The following is a 19,043-nucleotide window of genomic DNA, read 5'->3' as shown; positions in this document are numbered from 1 at the left end:
TTGTTTATAACAAATTATTCAAAGAAAACATCCATCATCTCTCACCCTCCTATTCCTCCCTTTTGAATTATATATTAGTAAAATATTATTACCTCTCATTGAATAGTTATTGTTAATTCTAAAAAGTTTAATTTTGTAAATTGAATCTCTACTATAAAAGCGCTAGAATAGAAGAAAATAAATAGCTTAGATTGAAGGGAGATTTTCCATGAGTATGAATAAAGTACTAACAATTGCTGGCTCAGATACTAGTGGTGGTGCAGGTATTCAAGCCGATTTAAAAACATTTCAAGAGTTAGGTGTTTATGGCATGACCGCTCTTACTACAATTGTTACAATGGATCCAGAAAACGGCTGGTCACACAATGTTTTTCCACAAGAAACATCAACTGTTGCCAAACAGTTAGATACCATTGTAAAAGGCGTAGGTGTGCAGGCTCTTAAAACAGGCATGCTGGGCTCAGTTGAAATTATTGAGCTAGCAGCAAAAGTAATTGATGAGCACGCTCTTAAAAATGTAGTAATTGATCCTGTTATGGTGTGTAAAGGGGAAGATGAAGTATTACACCCAGAAACAGCAGTTAGTCTACGCGATGTATTAGTGCCAAGAGCAACGGTTGTTACTCCAAACTTGTTTGAAGCAGGACAACTAAGCGGCATTGGAGCTATTAAAACAATTGATGAAATGAAAGAAGCTGCGAAAAAAATCCATGAACTAGGTGCACAGTTTGTATTAGTTAAAGGCGGAAGTAAACTAAATCACGATAAGGCTGTAGACGTTCTATATGACGGCCAAACATTTGAACTGTTAGAATCTGAACTAATCCAAACGACTTTCACTCATGGGGCTGGCTGCACATACTCTGCAGCGATTACAGCACAATTAGCCAAAGGTAATGATGTAAAATCAGCTATTTATACAGCTAAAGAGTTTATTACTGAAGCAATTCGCCATTCTTTCCCATTAAACCAATACGTAGGTCCAACAAACCACGGTGCTTATCGTCGTAAAAATGTGTTAATAACAAATTAAAAGCACGCGCAAGCGTGCTTTTTATACTGGCTTAAAGATACTCTCAATAGCTTCCGCTACACCATGTTCATCATTCGTTTTTGTTACGACATGAGCATGACGCTTTATTTCATCCGGTGCATTGCCCATTGCAACGGCTCTTCCTGCTTTATGAAACATCGAAAGGTCATTATAATTATCACCAATTGCCATTGTTTCTTGTAAGGAGATACCTCGGCTTTTGACGAACTTTTCTAATGCAATTCCTTTTTGAGCTTCTTCACTATTCACTTCAATATTTTCTTTACCTGAAGAGCTTACAGCAATTCCATGAAAAGCTTTTAACTCTTCACGCGCACGATTTAGCTTCTCATCATCGAATGAGAAAGCCAACATTTTATAAATCAATATATTTGAATCCTGAAAGAGTGGCTCATACTCTTCAATTAACTTTACTTTTCCTTCTTCAAATCGCTTTTTAGCTGCTTTTAATAACTCATCGTATTGATTTTTTAAGCTAGCACTCATATAAATATCCATTACAACAGAAAGTGCTTTATCATAGTCATTTGAGTATGTTCCATCACTTGTATACACCTCAAAGTACAGCTCATGCTTATTAAAAACCTCTTCAACAGCTTTAATTTTATCCAGAGACATTCCAAACGCCTCTAACTTCTCACCTTTTTTATTTCTTACCTCTGCTCCATTTGTACAAATAAGAAACGTCTCAATGCCAGCTTCTTTTAGTAAAAAAGCAGCTTCTTCATAAGAGCGTCCAGTCGCCACAATAACTTCTACACCTTCACGCTGTGCAGCTTTAATTGCTTTGCTGTTCTCTACACTAATTTTTTGTTCGCTATTTACTAATGTTCCATCCATGTCAGTTGCAACGCATTTAATCATTCTGAGTCCCCCTGCTGTTTTTTATTTTTAGGTTAACATGTTTTATTACGTAGTCTTTGACTTCTATGTAAACAATATAATAAGTATTTGTATAGACGACGTTACATTCAGCCAATTAACGGTTTACAAACTTCTTGTTCACGCTCTTAAACGTTAGTTCATGAGTAGAAGCTACTTGCCAATCCGCTTGTTCCATTCCTTCATGTAATCCTACTCCTATGGAAAACATATCCGTTTGTTTAATCGCGGTTAAGCCTGCAATTCCATCCTCAATCGCAACACAGTTTTTAGGGTGGGTACCTATCTCTTTTGCTGCTGTTAAAAAAATTTCTGGATTTGGCTTCCCACGCGTTACGTCTCTACTGGTTACAACCTTATCAAAATAAGACTGCAAACCGATTTTTTCTAATACATGCATCGCGTTTGAACTAGAAGAAGCGATTGCAAGCTTGGTCTCAGCTGCTTTTGCTTCTTTTATCAACTGAAAAATGCCTGGTAAGATGGCCTTTTCATCTAACGTTTCAATTAACACTTGATAATGACGGTTTTTCTTTTCCGCTAATGCATGCATCTCTTCTTCAGAATAAAATTTGTCACTTTGTCTTACAATTTGCTTAACTGTCTCATAGCGGCTAATTCCCTGGATTTGTTGATTCCAATCGTGTGTAAAATGAACACCTGTTTCATCAGCAATCATTTTATTTGCTTGGTAGTATAAGTTTATTGTATCAACAATTACACCATCTAAGTCAAAAATAAGCGCTTCAAACTGTGCCTGCATATGAAATCTCTCCTCTTCAACTATCTATTCTTTTTATCATATCGATTATTGAAATAAATTTCCTACTTTTATTTTTCAAAAAAGTATTGCATTATGAAAGCCTTTTTATTAAAATAAATTCATGCAAGCGGTTGCACTATTTATATTCGTTTCAGCTATAAAATAACTGTAAACGCACACAACATATTGAAAGCCCATACAACGGGGAGGGGAAATAGTCATGAAGAAATTCTTTTCATTTGATTTTTGGCAGAAGTTTGGTAAAGCCTTACTGGTTGTTGTAGCTGTTATGCCAGCTGCAGGTATTATGATTTCACTTGGAAAGCTAGTTGGTATGACTGGTGGAGAAATGGCACTTGTGCAAACGATTGCCCGAGTGATGGAAGATATAGGTTGGGGTATTATTACAAACCTCCATATCTTGTTTGCGGTAGCGATTGGAGGATCTTGGGCAAAAGAACGTGCGGGTGGAGCATTCGCTGCACTAATCGCTTTTGTGTTGATTAACCGTATTACTGGTGCAATCTTCGGGGTTAACGCCGATATGCTAGCAGATCCTGAAGCAAAAATTACGTCTCTATTCGGACAAGAACTTGTTGTAAAAGATTACTTCACATCAATTTTAGGTGCTCCTGCTTTAAACATGGGCGTATTCGTTGGTATCATTGCCGGTTTCCTTGGAGCCAACTTATTTAACAAGTATTACAACTACGATAAATTACCTGAAGCTTTATCATTCTTTAACGGTAAACGCTTTGTACCTTTTGTTGTTATTGGTGGATCAATTGTTACAGCAATTATTTTATCGATTGTATGGCCATTCATCCAAGGTGCTTTAAACAGCTTTGGTCAGTGGATTGCAACATCTCGTGACACAGCACCAATCTTGGCTCCATTTATTTTTGGTGCATTAGAACGTCTATTATTACCTTTCGGTTTACATCATATGTTAACGGTTCCAATCAACTATACTGAACTTGGTGGAACGTATCAAATTTTAACAGGTTCTGGTGCTGGCTCAACAGTAGCTGGTCAAGATCCATTATGGTTAGCTTGGATTGCTGACTTAAATAACTTCCTAGCAGCTGGTGACACAGCTAGCTATCAACAATTGTTAAATGAAGTAACGCCAGCTCGCTTTAAAGTTGGTCAAATGATTCTATCTTGTGCTGCGTTAATCGGTATTGCTTTTGCAATGTACCGCAACGTTGATGCAGATAAACGCAGAAAGTATAAATCAATGTTCTTCTCTGCTGCGCTAGCTGTATTCCTAACTGGTGTTACAGAGCCAATCGAATTCATGTTCATGTTTGCTGCTCCAGTTCTTTATGTTGTATACGCAATCATGACAGGTATGGCCTTTGCCATTGTTGATATTATTGATGTCCGCGTTCACGCATTCGGTGTTATCGAATTGATTACACGTACGCCAATGATTGTTAAAGCAGGATTATGGTTAGATTTAGTAAACTTTATTATTGCGTGTCTTGTATTCTTCGGATTAAACTTTGCAGTAGCAAACTTTATGATTAAACGTTTCAACTTCCCTACTCCGGGACGTAACGGAAACTATATCGAAGATGAAGCTTCAACTAGCGGTACTTCAAACGTAAAAAATGATTCTCTAGCACCTGTTATTATTGAATTGTTAGGTGGTCAACAAAACATTGAAGATGTTGACGCTTGTATGACTCGCCTTCGTGTAACAGTAAAAGATACTAGCTCCGTGGCTACTGAGGCGGAATGGAAACAAAACGGAGCTCTAGGCTTAATCGTAAAAGATAAAGGTGTTCAAGCTATTTATGGTCCAAAAGCTGATGTTCTTAAATCTGATATTCAAGACTTACTAGGAGCGTGAAGATGAAATTACTCACTTTAAACTGCCATTCTTGGCAAGAAGAAAACCAGCTAGACAAGATTTCTTGTCTAGCTTCTGTAATTAAAGAGAAAGATTATGATGTAATTGCTCTACAAGAAGTTAGCCAGCATATGGAGGCTCCTTATGTGAATAAGCATATTAAATCTGATAATTATGGATATGTTCTGTTACAAGAATTGAAAAAGCTAGGTGTTCACGATTATGAGCTTGTATGGGACATGGCTCACATCGGGTATGAAGTTTACGAGGAAGGCTTGGCTATCTTAACAAAGCACCCTGTTGTTGAAGAGCACTCTTTCTTCATTTCAAGAACATCTGACGTAAACGACTGGAAAACAAGAAGAGTTGTTGGAGCAACAATTTCTTATAACGACGAACTGCTATCATTTTACTCTTGTCATCTAGGTTGGTGGGAAGATGATAAAGAACCGTTTAAAGACCAGTTTGACTCTCTATGGACTTCCATAAAAAAAGATCATCCATTTTTCTTATTAGGTGACTTTAACAACAATGCCTTTATTCGAAATGAAGGATATGACTATATGAAAAAGCACCCTTTATACGACACCTATGACCTTGCTCTTGAAAAAGATGAAGGAATTACGGTCCAAGGTAAAATTGCTGGATGGGATGAAAACAAAGAAAAGCTTCGTATTGATTTAATCTTAACAAGTGACCCTTATAAGATAGCTAAATCCCACGTCATCTTTAATGGTACTAATAAACCTGTTGTTTCCGACCATTTTGGCGTAGAAGTAGCATTAACATAATCACGTTAAACAAAGCTGTTGAAGCCTAGACTTCAACAGCTTTTCACATGGAATGATAGTAAATGCACATGATAATAATATAAAGCTTTATTAAATCTTTGTTGATTGTATAATACTTTGACATTTAAAAATGTAAATATGCTATAATGTGTTGTTGTTAATACAAGAATTAATATTCCTTTTATTTACTTATCTAACATTTAATTCATGTGTCAACATAGCGAAAATACTAAAATCAAAGAAGATAGGTGCAGAATCAAAATGAAAATTTTGCTCATTTCTAATATGTATCCATCTAAAGATTTTCCAAGCTATGGTGTCTTTGTGAAAAATACTGAGCAGATATTACTTGATAATGGTGTTTCAGTAGACAAAGCTGTCATGACAAAACGAACAGGCAAACTCGGAAAGCTAGTTGGATATGCTTCGCATTATTTAAAAATAATAGCAAGTGGCTTAACAAAAAAGTATGACTACCTTTATGTGCATTATGCTTCTCACAATGCTCTACCCTTGCTTATTTTAAAGAAGTTAAATAAACGTGTGAAGATTGTAACAAACGTTCACGGTTCAGATGTCGTTCCCGAAGTCCCTTCACAAGAAAAGTTTCAGCCACGGGTAAAAGAACTGTTGCATCGTTCACATAAAATTATTACTCCATCTCCTTACTATAAAGAACTAGTTCAAGAGAAGTATGGAGTGACAACGCCTATTTATATCTTTCCTAGCGGAGGCGTTAATTTTAAATTGTTTTATTCATTTTCTACTAAAGAAGAGGCTTATAAAGAGTTGAATTTAAATCCAAAGCAACGTTATATTGGCTGTGTAAGTCGCATTGATGTCGGTAAAGGATGGGAGTTTTATTTACAAGCCATCGCGCAGTTAGAAGCTGAAAGCCTTACGGATTATAAATACATTTATGTTGGTAGTGGAAAGGACGAGCCAAAGTTTAAACAGATGGTTCAAGAGTTGAATTTAGCAGATAAAATCATTCACTTTCCTTTGCTCCCACAATCCTCTTTAGCCTATGTCTATAATGTAATCGACGCATTTGTCTTTCCAACAATCCGTAAAGGAGAAAGCTTAGGTCTAGTAGGATTAGAAGCCATGGCCTGTGGAGCTCCTGTAATCGGTAGCCGTATCGGTGGACTCAAAGATTACATTATTGATGGTCAAAATGGCCTTTTCTTTGAACCTGGTCAGGCAGGAGAGCTGAAGGAGAAATTGCGCCTTTTTATGGAATCATCTGCGGAACAGAAGGAAAACATGTCATCACAAGCTGTGAAAACAGCTAAGTTATACAGTGTAGATGAGATTTCTCAGCAACTACCAACAATTTTCTTTAATGAGGTGTAAGAATGAAAATCGCAGTTTTAATTCCTTGTTACAACGAAGAAGTAACAATTGGAAAAGTAATTGATGACTTTAAGCAAGAGTTACCCGAAGCTGATATTTACGTCTATGATAACAATTCTAAAGACAAAACAAGTGAAATTGCATTAGCTCATGGAGCTATTGTTAAAAAAGAATTAAAGCAAGGAAAAGGAAACGTTGTTCGATCAATGTTCCAAGATATAGACGCTGATTGTTATGTAATGGTTGATGGTGATGACACGTACCCAGCTGAGTTTGTTCACCAGCTTATTGAACCTATTAGAAACAAAGAAGCAAATATGACTATTGGTGATCGTCTTTCAAACGGTACGTATTTTGAAGAAAATAAACGTCCATTCCATAACTTTGGAAACAACCTAGTTCGTTCATTAATTAATAAGCTATATAAAAGTAACATTACCGATATCATGACAGGATACCGAGCTTACGACAGGCTATTTGTAAAATCAATCCCTGTCATGAGCCCTGGATTTGAAATTGAGACAGAAATGAGTTTACATGCTTTGGACAAACGCTTCCGTTTGAAAGAGATTCCTATTGATTATCGAGATCGTCCAGAGGGTAGTGAGTCAAAGCTAAACACCTTCTCTGATGGTTATAAAGTACTTAAAATGATTTTTACTCTATTCAAGGAGTACAAGCCGTTACAGTTCTTCTCACTTTGGACTTTATTATTCTTAGTTGCTGGATTAGCGGTAGGAACACCTGTTATTTATGAATTTTTCAAAACAGGCTTTATTACAAAAGTCCCTTCATCAATCCTAGCAACGGGCTTAATTCTGCTTGGTGTATTATCGTTTGTTTCTGGACTTATCCTAGATACAATTGCATCGTTAAACCGCAAACAATATGAACTAGAATTAAATAAGAAGATTGAACAAATAAGGGAGTAATTACCGTGAATAAAAAACCTATTCTTTATTTAATAGCGACTGCTTTTGCATTGATAGGTATTTTTATTGGAGCCCCTGACAGAGTAAGTTTTTCTTCTGTTTTTATGTTGTTAGTATTAGTAGGCATAAGCTCTATTTTTATTTATAAAAATAGAGCTTATGCTTCATTTACATCAATACAATGGCTCCTGATCATAGCAGTCAGCTTCATCATACAGTTTTCTTTATTAAGTAACTTGCATATGACAGCATCCACTATCTTCGACTTTATTCTTTATATTCTTGGAAGATGGGTGATTGCATTAGGGTTTGTAATTGCTTGTGCAACAACCTTTAAAGCACATTTTAATCCAGATTCGTCTGTTGATTATCCAAACAAATATAAATGGATTATTGGCATTTGTATTTTAGCTATGAGCGCCTTTTATTGGTTAGCCTTTTTCCCAGGTGGAATGACGCCCGATTCTCTGGCTCAGTGGGAACAAGCACATACTCGTGAATTTAATGACTGGCACCCGATCATGATCACTTGGTTAATTATGATACTAACTCAAATATGGGATCACCCTGGAATGATTACGATTGTTCAAATCTTAGTCGTGTCTAGTATTTATTTATACACGTTTCACTTTCTTATTAAAAAGCAAGTTCCACCTATTGTTTTAGGAATTCTAACATTACTCGTATTATTAATACCGAGTTTTTTAATCTTTTCCATTGTTATCTGGAAAGATATCCTATACAGCGCCTTTTTGCTATTTTTTACGGTAAATATTGCGAGAGTATATTTATCAAACGGAGCATTTATTCAGTCTAAATATGGAATCTTTATGCTTCTTTTATCATCTTTTGGTGTAGCCTTTTTTAGACATAATGGATTCCCTGTGTTCGTTATTACATTTTTATGTTTAATCGTATTGTTTAGAAAGTATTGGAAACGCTTGGTTCCGCTATTTTTAGTGATTTTTATTTTACAACGAATTATCACAGGCCCTGTGTTCAACTGGTTAGATGTTAAACCTTCTGATCCTAATGAAGCGTTATCGATTCCGACACAACAAATTGCCAACATTATTGTCAATGATGGAGAGATGTCTAAATCTGAGCGTGAATACTTTAACAACGTTCTCCCGATTGAACTTTGGAAAGAAAAATATAATCCATATAAAAGTGACCCAATTAAATTCACGTGGGAATATTACGACCGGGAGTTTATTTTTCAAGACCTTGGTTTATATTTTAAAAATTACATGAGCATTGTTATCAAGAATCCATATCTAGCAATGGAAGGATTTCTAAAACAAACGGCACTGGTATGGCAAACAACGCCATTTGAAGATGGATATACCGACACGTATGTAACCAACGTATACTACGGAAATAAATTTGGACTTGAAAATACCGTGGTTTCACCGTTGATTACAAACACAGCAAAAGCATATTTGGAATTCTTTAAAAGCCCTTCTTTATTTTTCTTATGGAAGCCTGCTTTTTATCACTGTGTTATCTTATTATTTTCTCTTTTCTTCATTGCGAGAAAAGGAATCACGTCTTCCATTGTTTTATTTCCATGGCTATTAAATACGTTATCAGTTTTAGCAGCGTTACCTGCACAAGACTTCCGCTACTTACTAGCAAGCGTATTTGTCAGCTTCTTCTTTGTCGGATTAGCCTTTGTTAGAAAAGGTGAAGAAGAGAGGGGTCAGTTTTGACAAACAACGTACAGTACAATAGAAAATTAGGCATATTTTTAATTATCATTGCCTCCATGTTTACAGCCATTGGGCAGCTTCTCTGGAAGTTATCCAATGGTTCATTCAACATTATGTTAATAATTGGCTTCTTACTCTACGGATTTGGAGCTATTTTTATGATTTTAGCCTTTAAATATGAAAGAGTTTCACTTCTTCACCCTTTTTTAAGCTTAGGATATGTCATCAGTATTGCATTAGGTTTCTTTTTATTAAATGAAGCTGTTAGCTTTACGAAACTAATTGGTACAGCTGTTATTATTGTTGGGGTACTATTGGTAGGTGACCATGATGATTAGTATACCAATTTTACTTATTATGACACTTCTAGGTTCAGTTGGAGCTGTCTTTTTCAAACAGATCTCCACAGCTTTAAGCGCTAAAAACACGAAAATGGCTATTATCTACTTGATAGGTGGGGGCTCATTTTACGGAATATCAGCATTGTTAAACGTATATGTCTTAACCTTGCTGCCTTACTCTGTTGTCTTCCCGTTAACGTCCATTACCTATGTATGGACACTATTGTTTGGCTACTTTTTGTTAAAAGAAAAAGTAACCGTCAAACAAATGATTGGATGCGCTCTTATCATCATTGGTTGTTTTATTATTGCTAATAGCTAAACAGCATAAAGGCAGGAGTTTTAATTTATGAAAAGCTTAAAGATTGCAAGTATTTTATTACTTGTTTCAACCTTGTTTTTAAAGTTTTCCAGTATGATTCGAGATTTAGTAATCGCCAATTACTTTGGTACAAGCTATATCGTAGATGCCTATAACGCAGCGATGATTATTCCCAACGCATTTATTCTATTTATGCTCACGGGAATGAAAGATGCTTTTATCCCTAGCTATTTGCGCTACGAAAAAGAAGGAAAAGGGAAGTCGCACCTTACAAACATTGTAAAGTCTACGTTTTTTATTTGCTTAGTCATCTCTATTTTAGGCTCGATAGCAGCATTCTTTTATTTTCCTGCTAGCTACCCTAACTTTTCTAAAGCAGCGATTGATATTGGTATCTATACCGCAATTTTATACTTTTTATCGCTTTCTTTAGTTGGGGTAAACGCGGTATATGAAGGTGTATTTGATGCTAACAGTCAATATTCCTTCTCTGTATTTTCTCAAACCGTTGTTGTCTTATTTACTATCTTAAGTACGATTTTACTTCAGGATGTAATGGGTGGATACGCTATTGCCTTAGGATATCTATTAGGAACTCTTGCTTCCTTTCTCATTAAAGTTGTGTACTTTAAACCAAAGAATCTGCTGCTATGGAAGCAGAAGATAGATAGAGAAGAAGTTAAGATCTTTTATAAAGTTTTTATTCCTGTGGGTGTTACCATCATGGTGGGACAAATTAACCTAACAGTTAACTTCTTTTTTGCAGGGTCATTTGGAGAAGGCGTTATTTCTTACTTGAACTATGCCTTTCGATTAGTTAGTATTCCCCAAGCAATCTTTGGTGTGACCGTTGCGACAATCATTTACCCACTCATTGTAAAAGCTCTGAACGATAAAAATGAAGAGCGGTTTAAAACAGGAATCGAAAAAGGGCTAACATTTATGCTGATGTTACTTGTTCCGACACTTGTGATTATGAGCTTTTATATGAAAGATATTGTTCAAATTGCTTATGAACGTGGTGCATTTGACGCTACATCTACCTTGAAAACTACTGATGCTTCTTATTATTATTTTGGATCGGTGTTCTTTTACTCACTACAAGCAATTTTAGCAAAAGGCTTCTATTCATTAGGAAAAGGCCACGTTATAATGCGTATCGGACTACTGTCAATCCTACTGAATGTCATTTTTAACTTAACATTCACGAAGTTTTTAGGTTATCAAGGGCTTGCACTTTCAATGTCCGTTGTGGGGTTTTTCTATACTGCCATTGTGTTCGTTATGCTAAATCGTCTCATCAATGGCTTCCACTTCCGCTATTTACTAAAGGAAACAACAAAAATTTTAGTAGCTAGCATCCCCGTTATGGTCGCTATGTACATCCTGAAGGATATACAAGCTTTAAACGACCTGCATGTTCTGGGTCGATTTACGGTTGTATGCTTAGTGGGAGGTTTAGTATACTTAATATCGACGTTTATATTTAAAGTAGATGGCATTATGATGGTTTTACGTAAACGAAAACGTTAAATTCACTAAAACAGGAGATTACTATATGAAGAACACATACTGGTTATTTTTTCTGTTTGTTGGTTTTATTTCAATACAGCCAATTATTGATATGCTAACAACATACATGGTTTTAAATGTAGAAAGTCCTCTTTCAATCGGTGTTATTATCCGGTTTATGTATATGGTATTTGTGGGGATTATCTTACTGGTATTTTTCAAAAAGTCCAAGTGGGCCAGATATTCAATTCTTTATTTAATTGTCTTTGCACTATTCCTTGGTGTTAATATTTACTTTAATAGTCAATGGAAAGATCCTTACTATTTAGCTCAAGAAGTAAAGTTCTTTAATAAAGTTGTTTATATGAACGTAACGCTCTTAGGAGCTATTGTGGTTTTTACAATGTATCGCCAATCTGTAAATGTCTCAAAAGCTCTCAATAAAAACTTATTAACTGCTTCTCTTATTATCAGTATTGTGTTCATTGGCACCATGCTTACTGGTACAGCTTTAGAAAGTTATCAATACAATAAAACTGGTTTTAAAGGCTGGTTTTACGCTGCTAACGAACTTGGAGCAATCGTTGCTCTATTATTACCTTTAACACTTTTATTTGGCTTAAAGAAAACACAGTCGTTAAAGCAATTTTACTTTTGGATTCCGTTTATTTTACTTGCAGTATCTTCAATTATGATTGGAACAAAGGTAGGATTAGGAGCTGTTATTTTATCGTTAGGGGTTGCATTTGTTGTATTAGTACTTAAACTCTTTGCAACAAAACAACGTGCAGTAAAATCTAATTTAGTTATCTCAATTATTTTGTTGGTAGTAGTTGGAGTTACAACTCCTATCTCTCCTGCTTTCACAAACACATATGCGCATATCGATTTGCTAGAAAATAAAAAGAAAGAGCAGCAACCAGAGCAGTCAGAAGAAGATGGTGCTACTGATACTAAAAAGAAAAAGCGACAAAAGTTAGACAATAGCGATATTGAAAATCTTATTTTAAGTAGTCGCGAAGACTTTTTAGCTCACCATAAAGAGCAGTATGCAGAAGCTCCTATCGCCCGTAAGCTTGTCGGAATGGGCTATGCAGGAAATTACACAGAAGAACAGCAGCCAAAAATGATTGAAATGGACTTTTATGACCTTTTCTTCTCACTTGGAATTATTGGATTTATTCTGTGGATTTTACCTCTTCTAATAATTGCTCTATACGTAATAAAGCGATTCATTCGTGAGCCTTCTCAGCTTTGGAATGAGTCATTTATGATGTATAGTACCTCTGTTGTTTTAGCATTAGGTATTGCATTTGTTGCAGGTCATGTCTTTACAGCTCCTGCTGTAACCATTTATTTTGCTGTAACAGCAGCTTATCTTGCTTGTATTCACTTTTATAAATCAAATGCGTTAGATTAGTTTCAAAGCCGTTAGAGGTCACCTGCCTTTAGCGGCTTTTATAGTCAATACAACTAATTTCCTCTTCTTTGTTTACCTTTGCTTAAGCTTCCCAAAACATTTTCCCTTCAAAAATGTTAATTTTATGTTAAGCTTGTAAAGCTATTATTTTTTTGGGGGAATGCTTTATGTATCAGCGCATCATTCAGTTTTTACCTACCTTTATCTTTTACTTATTCCTAACGATATTTTTATATGGGATAACCATAATTTCATTTACAGGTGACTACAATCTCGCTTTTGATTGGGCGCAGATTCACACCGCCTTTTTTACGATACTTGTTAGCCTTATCGCTTTATTATTAAGCTTTCTAACTGTTTGGATACTTGTTAAAAAAGAACTAATTACTCAGGTTGCTAATTCTAGAGTTTACCATCTCATTTCTGCATTTTTATTTGCAACGTTTATTGGGTTGGTAGGTGCCCTTTTATTTCTCATTTATCATATTGATTTACATCAGCTTGGTAAATCGATTGAATGGATTCAAGAGTATACAGATCGCTATTTATTAAGCTCATTTATTCTTGGTTTACTAGCATTTGGAGTCATTTTGCTGACGGGGGAAGTCTATATTGGTAGTGGAATTTCAATTCTATTGTTTTTTATCCTTGCGTTAACGAACCACTACAAAAAGATTTTTAGAAACGAACCGCTCTTCCCGAATGATTTCATTCAAGTTACCCAATTAAAAGAGGTTATACCAATGATTCGAGAGTCTATCTCCCTTTCAACCACCATGTTTGTGGTTATTAGCGTAATAGCCTTGTTCGTTCTATGGTTACGTTCACCTAAGTTAAAAATTGATTGGCGAATCCGTATTATACTCATTCTTCCAATCATGTTTATCTCAAAATCATTCCTGTTTTTTGAAGATACCTTTGCGGAAAAGTACTATGAAAAATATTCAGCCATTATGCCGTGGAATCAGCAAAATAATTATTATTATAACGGTCCCGTTATCGGCATGATTTCGAATATCAAGACAAATATTTTGGAAGAACCTGAGGGTTACTCTGAAAAACGCGTCACATCTGCTGTCGAGAATATGAAAAAAGAAGTGAAGCCATTCAGTAGTGATTCTAAAGCAGACAAAAAACCAAACATTGTCTTTGTCATGAATGAATCTTTTTGGGACCCTACCAAGCTAGACCTTTCTTTTTCAAAAGATCCATTAGAGCACACAAAAGAACTAATGAAGAAGTACCCTTCTGGGTCCATGCTCAGCCCTGCATTTGGTGGCGAAACAGCTAACGTAGAGTTTGAAGCACTAACAAGTTATTCAATGAATACGTTTAACCCTGGTGGTTTGCCTTTTCAACACATTTTAAGCAAAAAAGAATATCCTTCGTTTGCTTCTTATCTAAATCAATTAGGCTACTATACGGAAGCAATGCATCCAAATAACGGCATTATGTACATGCGTCAAAACGTCTATCCAAACCTAGGATTTGAAAAAAGTTTATTTATTGATGAAATGGACTTTACGGAAAAAGATAACGAAGGATTTGTTTCGGACGATTCAGTTGTTAATCAAGTTTTAGATACGTTAAAAAAATCAGATAAGCCAGCTTTTATTCACGCCGTGACAATCGGAAATCACCTTCCATATCCAGCTACAAAGTATAATGGTGAAAAAACAATATCTGTTGAAGGTGACAACTTATCTCCTGAAATGAAAAGCGAAATTGAAATTTATGCTGAAGGTATTAAGCAGTCCGATGACGCCCTGAAGAAATTAGAAACTGAAATACAAAAACTCGATGAACCTACACTTGTTGTATTTTGGGGAGATCATTTACCTGCTCTAGGAAAAAATCTTCAAGGCTATATAGAGGGTGGCTTTGGCAACACAGACGAATTTCAAAAATCAAAAGAATTTTATGAAACACCACTCTTATTTATGGCGAACTTTAATTTAAACATGGAGCAAGAGTTAGGAACGATTAGTCCTATGTATTTTGCGCCAATGATTGTAGATGAATTAAACTATAAGCCAACTCTATTTTATAGCTATTTATCAAAAATGAAAGAACATATTCCAGCATTTCGTAAGCAAATTTATCTAAATGATGAAGGAGAAGTTGTTCATGACACCTCTTCTTTAAAGCGAGACGCTATTCAATATATGAAGCAATATCAACTATTAGAATTCGACACCTTATCCGGAAAGCAATATGGAAAAGAGTCATTATATAAATAAAAAAGGTCTCTCATCTCAATTGATTGGTTTCAATGAGGTTGGGGGACCTCTTTTCTTTATGGACGATATTTTGCTTTCACATTTAATTTCGACTGTCGAATAATTTGATTAACTACTTCCGAAAACACGATTCCAATGGCAATTGATCCTGAAATCATAAATGCTTTTGCAGCTAAGCTAATTGCTGTATTGTAATCATTTTCTACGAAGTTTCGCATGGCGTCATAGGCAATTCCCCCCGGTACGAGTGGGATAATACCTGCAACTGTAAAAATAATAATGGGCATGCGATATACCTTTGCATAAATTTGGCTAATAATTGCAATAAAAAACGCAGATGCTACTGTACTTGGTACTTCATCAATATTGTACATCGTCATCAGAAAGTAAATTAACCAGCCAATCATTCCAACAAAACCACACTTTAATAATGATTCACGTGGAACGTTAAAAATAATACCAAACGCAGCAGAAGCAATAAAGCTTGTAATAATTTGCTCAATGATTGTCATATGCAGCCCTCCTTCTTATAACAATGTAAATACAACTGCGATTCCAGCGCCAATGGCAAAAGCCGTTAAGAAAGCCTCTGCACCTTTAGACAAACCCGATAACAAGTGTCCTGCCATTAGGTCCCTTACAGCATTGGTAATTAAAAGCCCTGGCACCAGAGGCATAACCGATCCAATAATAATTTTATCAAGTTCACTTCCAACACCGATTGTGACAAATAGCAGTGAAAGCGTACCAATGGTTAGAGAAGCAGTAAACTCGGCAAAGAATTTAATTGGAATAATACGATGGAAATAGACAAGTGCTAAAAAGCCAAGTCCTCCGGCTAACATAGCTGGAATGAAGTCTAACCATTGACCTTGAAACATGATTAAAAAACAGCCGCTTGAAATAGAAGCAGCCGCGAGCTGGACCCATAAAGGAAACGCAACGTTGGATTCTGCGATAGTTTCTAAAGCGTCATATGCTTCTTCTAATTGCAGTTGACCTTGACTGATTTGACGCGATACGCTGTTAACTAACGTTACTTTCTTTAAATCTGTTGTACGTTCAGAAATACGTATGAGCTTCGTTTTAGTGGGCTCACTCGTCTCCAGAGAAAACATAATTCCGGTTGGAGTTACATAGCTATGTGATGTTTTAATGCCAAATGAAGCAGCAATCCTCATCATTGTATCTTCTACTCGATATGTCTCTGCTCCACTTTCTAGCATAATTTTCCCTGCCAGTAAGCAGACGTCCATAATGTCATATCTATCTAATTTCTTTTCTTTCATCTTCTCACTCCAAACGTCTAAAGTCTGGTTTGTTTCTTACAGCATACAGTGTATAAGAAACAAAGGATGATACGCAATGCTTAATTAAAAAAAGTGTGGATTTCCCACACTTTTTTCTTAACGGACTTTTTGCTTTTGAGATAAAAACAGCGTTCCTAGCTCTTTACCATTAATTAAATCGCGTAGGATAGCAGGGTCTTTACCGTTTGCTAAAACCACGTTAATCCCTTCTACCGTAGCACGCTTCGCAGCCGTTAATTTTGTTACCATTCCACCTGTTCCCACAGAAGTTCCACTACCTCCCGCAAACTCTTCTAGCTCAGGCGTGATTTTTTCAATGACTTTAATAAGCATCGAATTCTCATTTTTTGTTGGATCTGAGTCAAAGAAGCCATCAATATCTGATAAAATCACCAATAAATCAGCTTGAATAAGTACTGAAACGATAGCCGATAAATTATCGTTATCTCCAAAGCGTACAATATTCTCAATTTCGTCAATTGCTACGGTATCATTCTCATTAACAATTGGAATGACGCGGTCTTCAATCAACTTTTCAAATGTATTGACGACGTTATTTCGAACGTGTTCATCTTCAATAACGTCTTTGGTTAACAACACTTGCCCCACAATATGACTATATTCTCCGAAAAATTTACTATAAATATGCATTAATTCAGACTGTCCTACAGCGGCCGCTGCTTGCTTGTCGCGAATTAACGTTGGTCGATTTGCTAACTTTAATTTCTTGACTCCTACTTGCACTGCACCTGATGTAACCAATACCACTTCTTTACCCGAATTCATTAAATCAGACAAAACACGCGTTAATTTTTCAATGCGCCCTAAATGAATCTCTCCATTGTCGTATGTTAAAGTTGATGTCCCTACTTTGACAACGATACGTTTACAGCTATGTAATTGATCTCGATACCCCATGCTGTTCATTCCTCCAAAAGCTTATAATTTTAAAAAATTATAGCAGACTTCATCAGAAAAGTCTTATTCTTTTTGATTACTCGATAATTTCTGTTTTTGAAATTATTTCCTTTATACATGGTTTAGATAAGACGCATAGTAGGAATATAACTAGAAAACGGGTGTGAGAGGATGAGATGAATGGAACGTAATCACACAATGATTCAGTTTTTTGAATGGCATTTGCCAGCTGACCAAAATCATTGGAATCGTTTAAAGGAAGTAGCACCTGAGCTAAAGGAAGCCGGCATTGATGCTGTTTGGATTCCTCCAGTTACAAAGGCATCTTCACCTGATGACAATGGCTATAGCGTATACGACGTCTATGACCTAGGTGAATTTGAGCAAAAAGGAAGCACCGCTACAAAGTATGGAACAAAAGAGCAATTACACGAAGCAATTCAAGCGTGTCATGACCACGGAATCAGCGTGTATGTTGACATTGTCATGAACCACAAAGCAGGGGCTGATGAAACAGAGACCTTTCAGGTAATTGAAGTAGATGCTGATAATCGAACAAACGAAATATCTGAGCCTTTTGATATTGAAGGGTGGACAAAATTTACATTTAACGGTCGAAACAATAAGTACTCAGATTTCCAATGGAATTTTACACATTTTAATGGGACAGACTATGATGCTAAAGAAGATCGTTCTGGTATCTTTAAAATCCTTGGTGAAAATAAAAAGTGGAATGAAGAGGTGGATCAGGAATTTGGAAACTATGATTATCTCATGTATGCCAACATTGATTACGACCATCCCGATGTTAAGGGTGAAATGATTTCCTGGGGAAAATGGCTAGCAGAAACGTTAAATTGTGACGGCTACCGACTGGATGCCATTAAGCATATTAACTATAACTTTATCAAAGAATTTGTATCAGAAGTCGCTGCTGAGCAAGGAGAAGATTTTTATTTTATAGGCGAGTTTTGGCATCCTGACTTAAGAACAGCAGCAGATTTTTTAGATCATGTTGAACACGGTATTGATATTTTCGACGTTCCTCTTCACTACAAGTTATATGAAGCTTCACAAAAAGGAAGAGATTTTGATTTACAAACAGTATTTGATGATACACTTGTCCAAATCCATCCATTAGATGTGGTTACCTTTGTAGATAATCATGATTCGCAGCCCAACGAGTCCCTTGAATCATGGATAGAAGACTGGTTTAAAGAATTAGCGTACGCCTTAATTTTACTTCGAAAAGATGGATACCCATGCATATTTTATGGGGATTTCTTCGGTATCTCTGGGGACAACCCTATGGATGCAAAAAAGGACATGCTCACAAAGCTTTTATCGGTGCGCTACCACAAAGCGTATGGAGACCAAGATGACTATTTCGATCATCCCAATACAATTGGCTGGGTTCGTCATGGAGACCCCTCTATTGAAGGCTCTGGCTGTGCTGTCATTCTTTCAAATGGAGATGAAGGAGATAAGCAAATGTTTGTAGGAAAAGAGCACGCTGGTAGTACTTGGATTGATATGCTTGAAAAACGAGACGGTCAGGTTACAATTGATGAGAATGGCTATGGTTGTTTTACGGTTAATAGTCAAAGTGTATCCGTATGGATTAAACAATAG

Annotated in this window: 17 protein-coding genes; 12 read left to right on the top strand and 5 right to left on the bottom strand. The window is 36.0% G+C overall.

Going from position 1 to position 19,043, the window contains the following annotated elements; all coding sequences use genetic code 11:
- The first annotated feature begins 208 nt into the window (after window positions 1-208).
- The gene (gene pdxK, locus BFL01S_RS12825) at window positions 209-1,033 is read left to right on the top strand and encodes a pyridoxine/pyridoxal/pyridoxamine kinase (protein WP_061785895.1); all 825 of its coding nucleotides are present in this window, start codon (window positions 209-211) and stop codon (window positions 1,031-1,033) included.
- Window positions 1,034-1,054: 21 nt separating this feature from the next.
- Here the strand turns inward: pdxK and BFL01S_RS12820 are convergent, their stop codons facing one another.
- Both BFL01S_RS12820 and pgmB read right to left on the bottom strand, forming a co-directional pair.
- Window positions 1,055-1,918 (bottom strand): Cof-type HAD-IIB family hydrolase, encoded by an 864-nt coding sequence (locus BFL01S_RS12820; protein ID WP_061785894.1) that lies wholly within the window; start codon window positions 1,916-1,918, stop codon window positions 1,055-1,057.
- Window positions 1,919-2,033: 115 nt separating this feature from the next.
- Entirely contained in the window at window positions 2,034-2,699 is a 666-nt protein-coding gene (gene pgmB / locus BFL01S_RS12815; protein ID WP_061785893.1) for a beta-phosphoglucomutase, read from the bottom strand.
- 220 nt (window positions 2,700-2,919) lie between these two features.
- Here pgmB and BFL01S_RS12810 point away from each other — a divergent pair, with 220 nt between their 5' ends.
- The 10 genes from BFL01S_RS12810 (at window position 2,920) to BFL01S_RS12765 (ending at window position 15,183) form a co-directional block, all read left to right on the top strand.
- Window positions 2,920-4,557 (top strand): PTS transporter subunit IIBC, encoded by a 1,638-nt coding sequence (locus BFL01S_RS12810; RefSeq protein ID WP_025910413.1) that lies wholly within the window; start codon window positions 2,920-2,922, stop codon window positions 4,555-4,557.
- Window positions 4,558-4,559: 2 nt separating this feature from the next.
- A complete protein-coding gene (locus BFL01S_RS12805; protein ID WP_061785892.1) occupies window positions 4,560-5,348 on the top strand; it encodes an endonuclease/exonuclease/phosphatase family protein in 789 nt (262 codons plus the stop codon).
- 261 nt (window positions 5,349-5,609) lie between these two features.
- Window positions 5,610-6,704, top strand: coding sequence for a glycosyltransferase (locus BFL01S_RS12800; protein ID WP_035320951.1), 1,095 nt, complete (start codon window positions 5,610-5,612; stop codon window positions 6,702-6,704).
- A 2-nt stretch (window positions 6,705-6,706) separates the two neighbouring features.
- Window positions 6,707-7,636, top strand: a complete 930-nt coding sequence (locus tag BFL01S_RS12795) for a glycosyltransferase family 2 protein (protein ID WP_061785891.1) — start codon at window positions 6,707-6,709, stop codon at window positions 7,634-7,636.
- A 5-nt stretch (window positions 7,637-7,641) separates the two neighbouring features.
- Window positions 7,642-9,348, top strand: a complete 1,707-nt coding sequence (locus tag BFL01S_RS12790) for a DUF6020 family protein (protein WP_225002463.1) — start codon at window positions 7,642-7,644, stop codon at window positions 9,346-9,348.
- Entirely contained in the window at window positions 9,345-9,686 is a 342-nt protein-coding gene (locus BFL01S_RS12785; protein WP_025910418.1) for a DMT family transporter, read from the top strand. Before BFL01S_RS12790 ends, BFL01S_RS12785 begins: the two co-directional genes overlap by 4 nt.
- Window positions 9,676-10,011 (top strand): EamA family transporter, encoded by a 336-nt coding sequence (locus BFL01S_RS12780; RefSeq protein ID WP_224840091.1) that lies wholly within the window; start codon window positions 9,676-9,678, stop codon window positions 10,009-10,011. The genes BFL01S_RS12785 and BFL01S_RS12780 overlap by 11 nt, the downstream gene beginning before the upstream one ends.
- 27 nt (window positions 10,012-10,038) lie before the next feature.
- Window positions 10,039-11,544 (top strand): murein biosynthesis integral membrane protein MurJ, encoded by a 1,506-nt coding sequence (gene murJ / locus BFL01S_RS12775; RefSeq protein WP_061785889.1) that lies wholly within the window; start codon window positions 10,039-10,041, stop codon window positions 11,542-11,544.
- 25 nt (window positions 11,545-11,569) lie between these two features.
- Window positions 11,570-12,943: an O-antigen ligase family protein gene (locus tag BFL01S_RS12770; protein WP_061785888.1), complete on the top strand. Its 1,374-nt coding sequence runs from the start codon at window positions 11,570-11,572 to the stop codon at window positions 12,941-12,943.
- A 167-nt stretch (window positions 12,944-13,110) separates the two neighbouring features.
- Window positions 13,111-15,183 (top strand): alkaline phosphatase family protein, encoded by a 2,073-nt coding sequence (locus tag BFL01S_RS12765; RefSeq protein ID WP_061785887.1) that lies wholly within the window; start codon window positions 13,111-13,113, stop codon window positions 15,181-15,183.
- A 56-nt stretch (window positions 15,184-15,239) separates the two neighbouring features.
- Here BFL01S_RS12765 and BFL01S_RS12760 read toward each other — a convergent pair whose 3' ends face one another.
- The 3 genes from BFL01S_RS12760 to proB form a co-directional block, all read right to left on the bottom strand.
- Entirely contained in the window at window positions 15,240-15,695 is a 456-nt protein-coding gene (locus BFL01S_RS12760; protein WP_025910424.1) for a threonine/serine exporter family protein, read from the bottom strand.
- Between the two features lie 15 nt (window positions 15,696-15,710).
- Entirely contained in the window at window positions 15,711-16,472 is a 762-nt protein-coding gene (locus BFL01S_RS12755) for a threonine/serine exporter family protein (protein ID WP_025910425.1), read from the bottom strand.
- A 117-nt stretch (window positions 16,473-16,589) separates the two neighbouring features.
- Entirely contained in the window at window positions 16,590-17,411 is an 822-nt protein-coding gene (gene proB, locus BFL01S_RS12750; RefSeq protein WP_025910426.1) for a glutamate 5-kinase, read from the bottom strand.
- Between the two features lie 180 nt (window positions 17,412-17,591).
- Between proB and BFL01S_RS12745 the strand changes: the two genes are divergently transcribed.
- A complete protein-coding gene (locus BFL01S_RS12745) occupies window positions 17,592-19,043 on the top strand; it encodes an alpha-amylase (protein ID WP_061785886.1) in 1,452 nt (483 codons plus the stop codon).

The organism is Priestia flexa NBRC 15715 (genome assembly GCF_001591565.1).
GTDB classification, from domain to species: Bacteria; Bacillota; Bacilli; order Bacillales; family Bacillaceae_H; genus Priestia; species Priestia flexa.
This window is presented reverse-complemented; position numbering and strand designations above follow the sequence as displayed.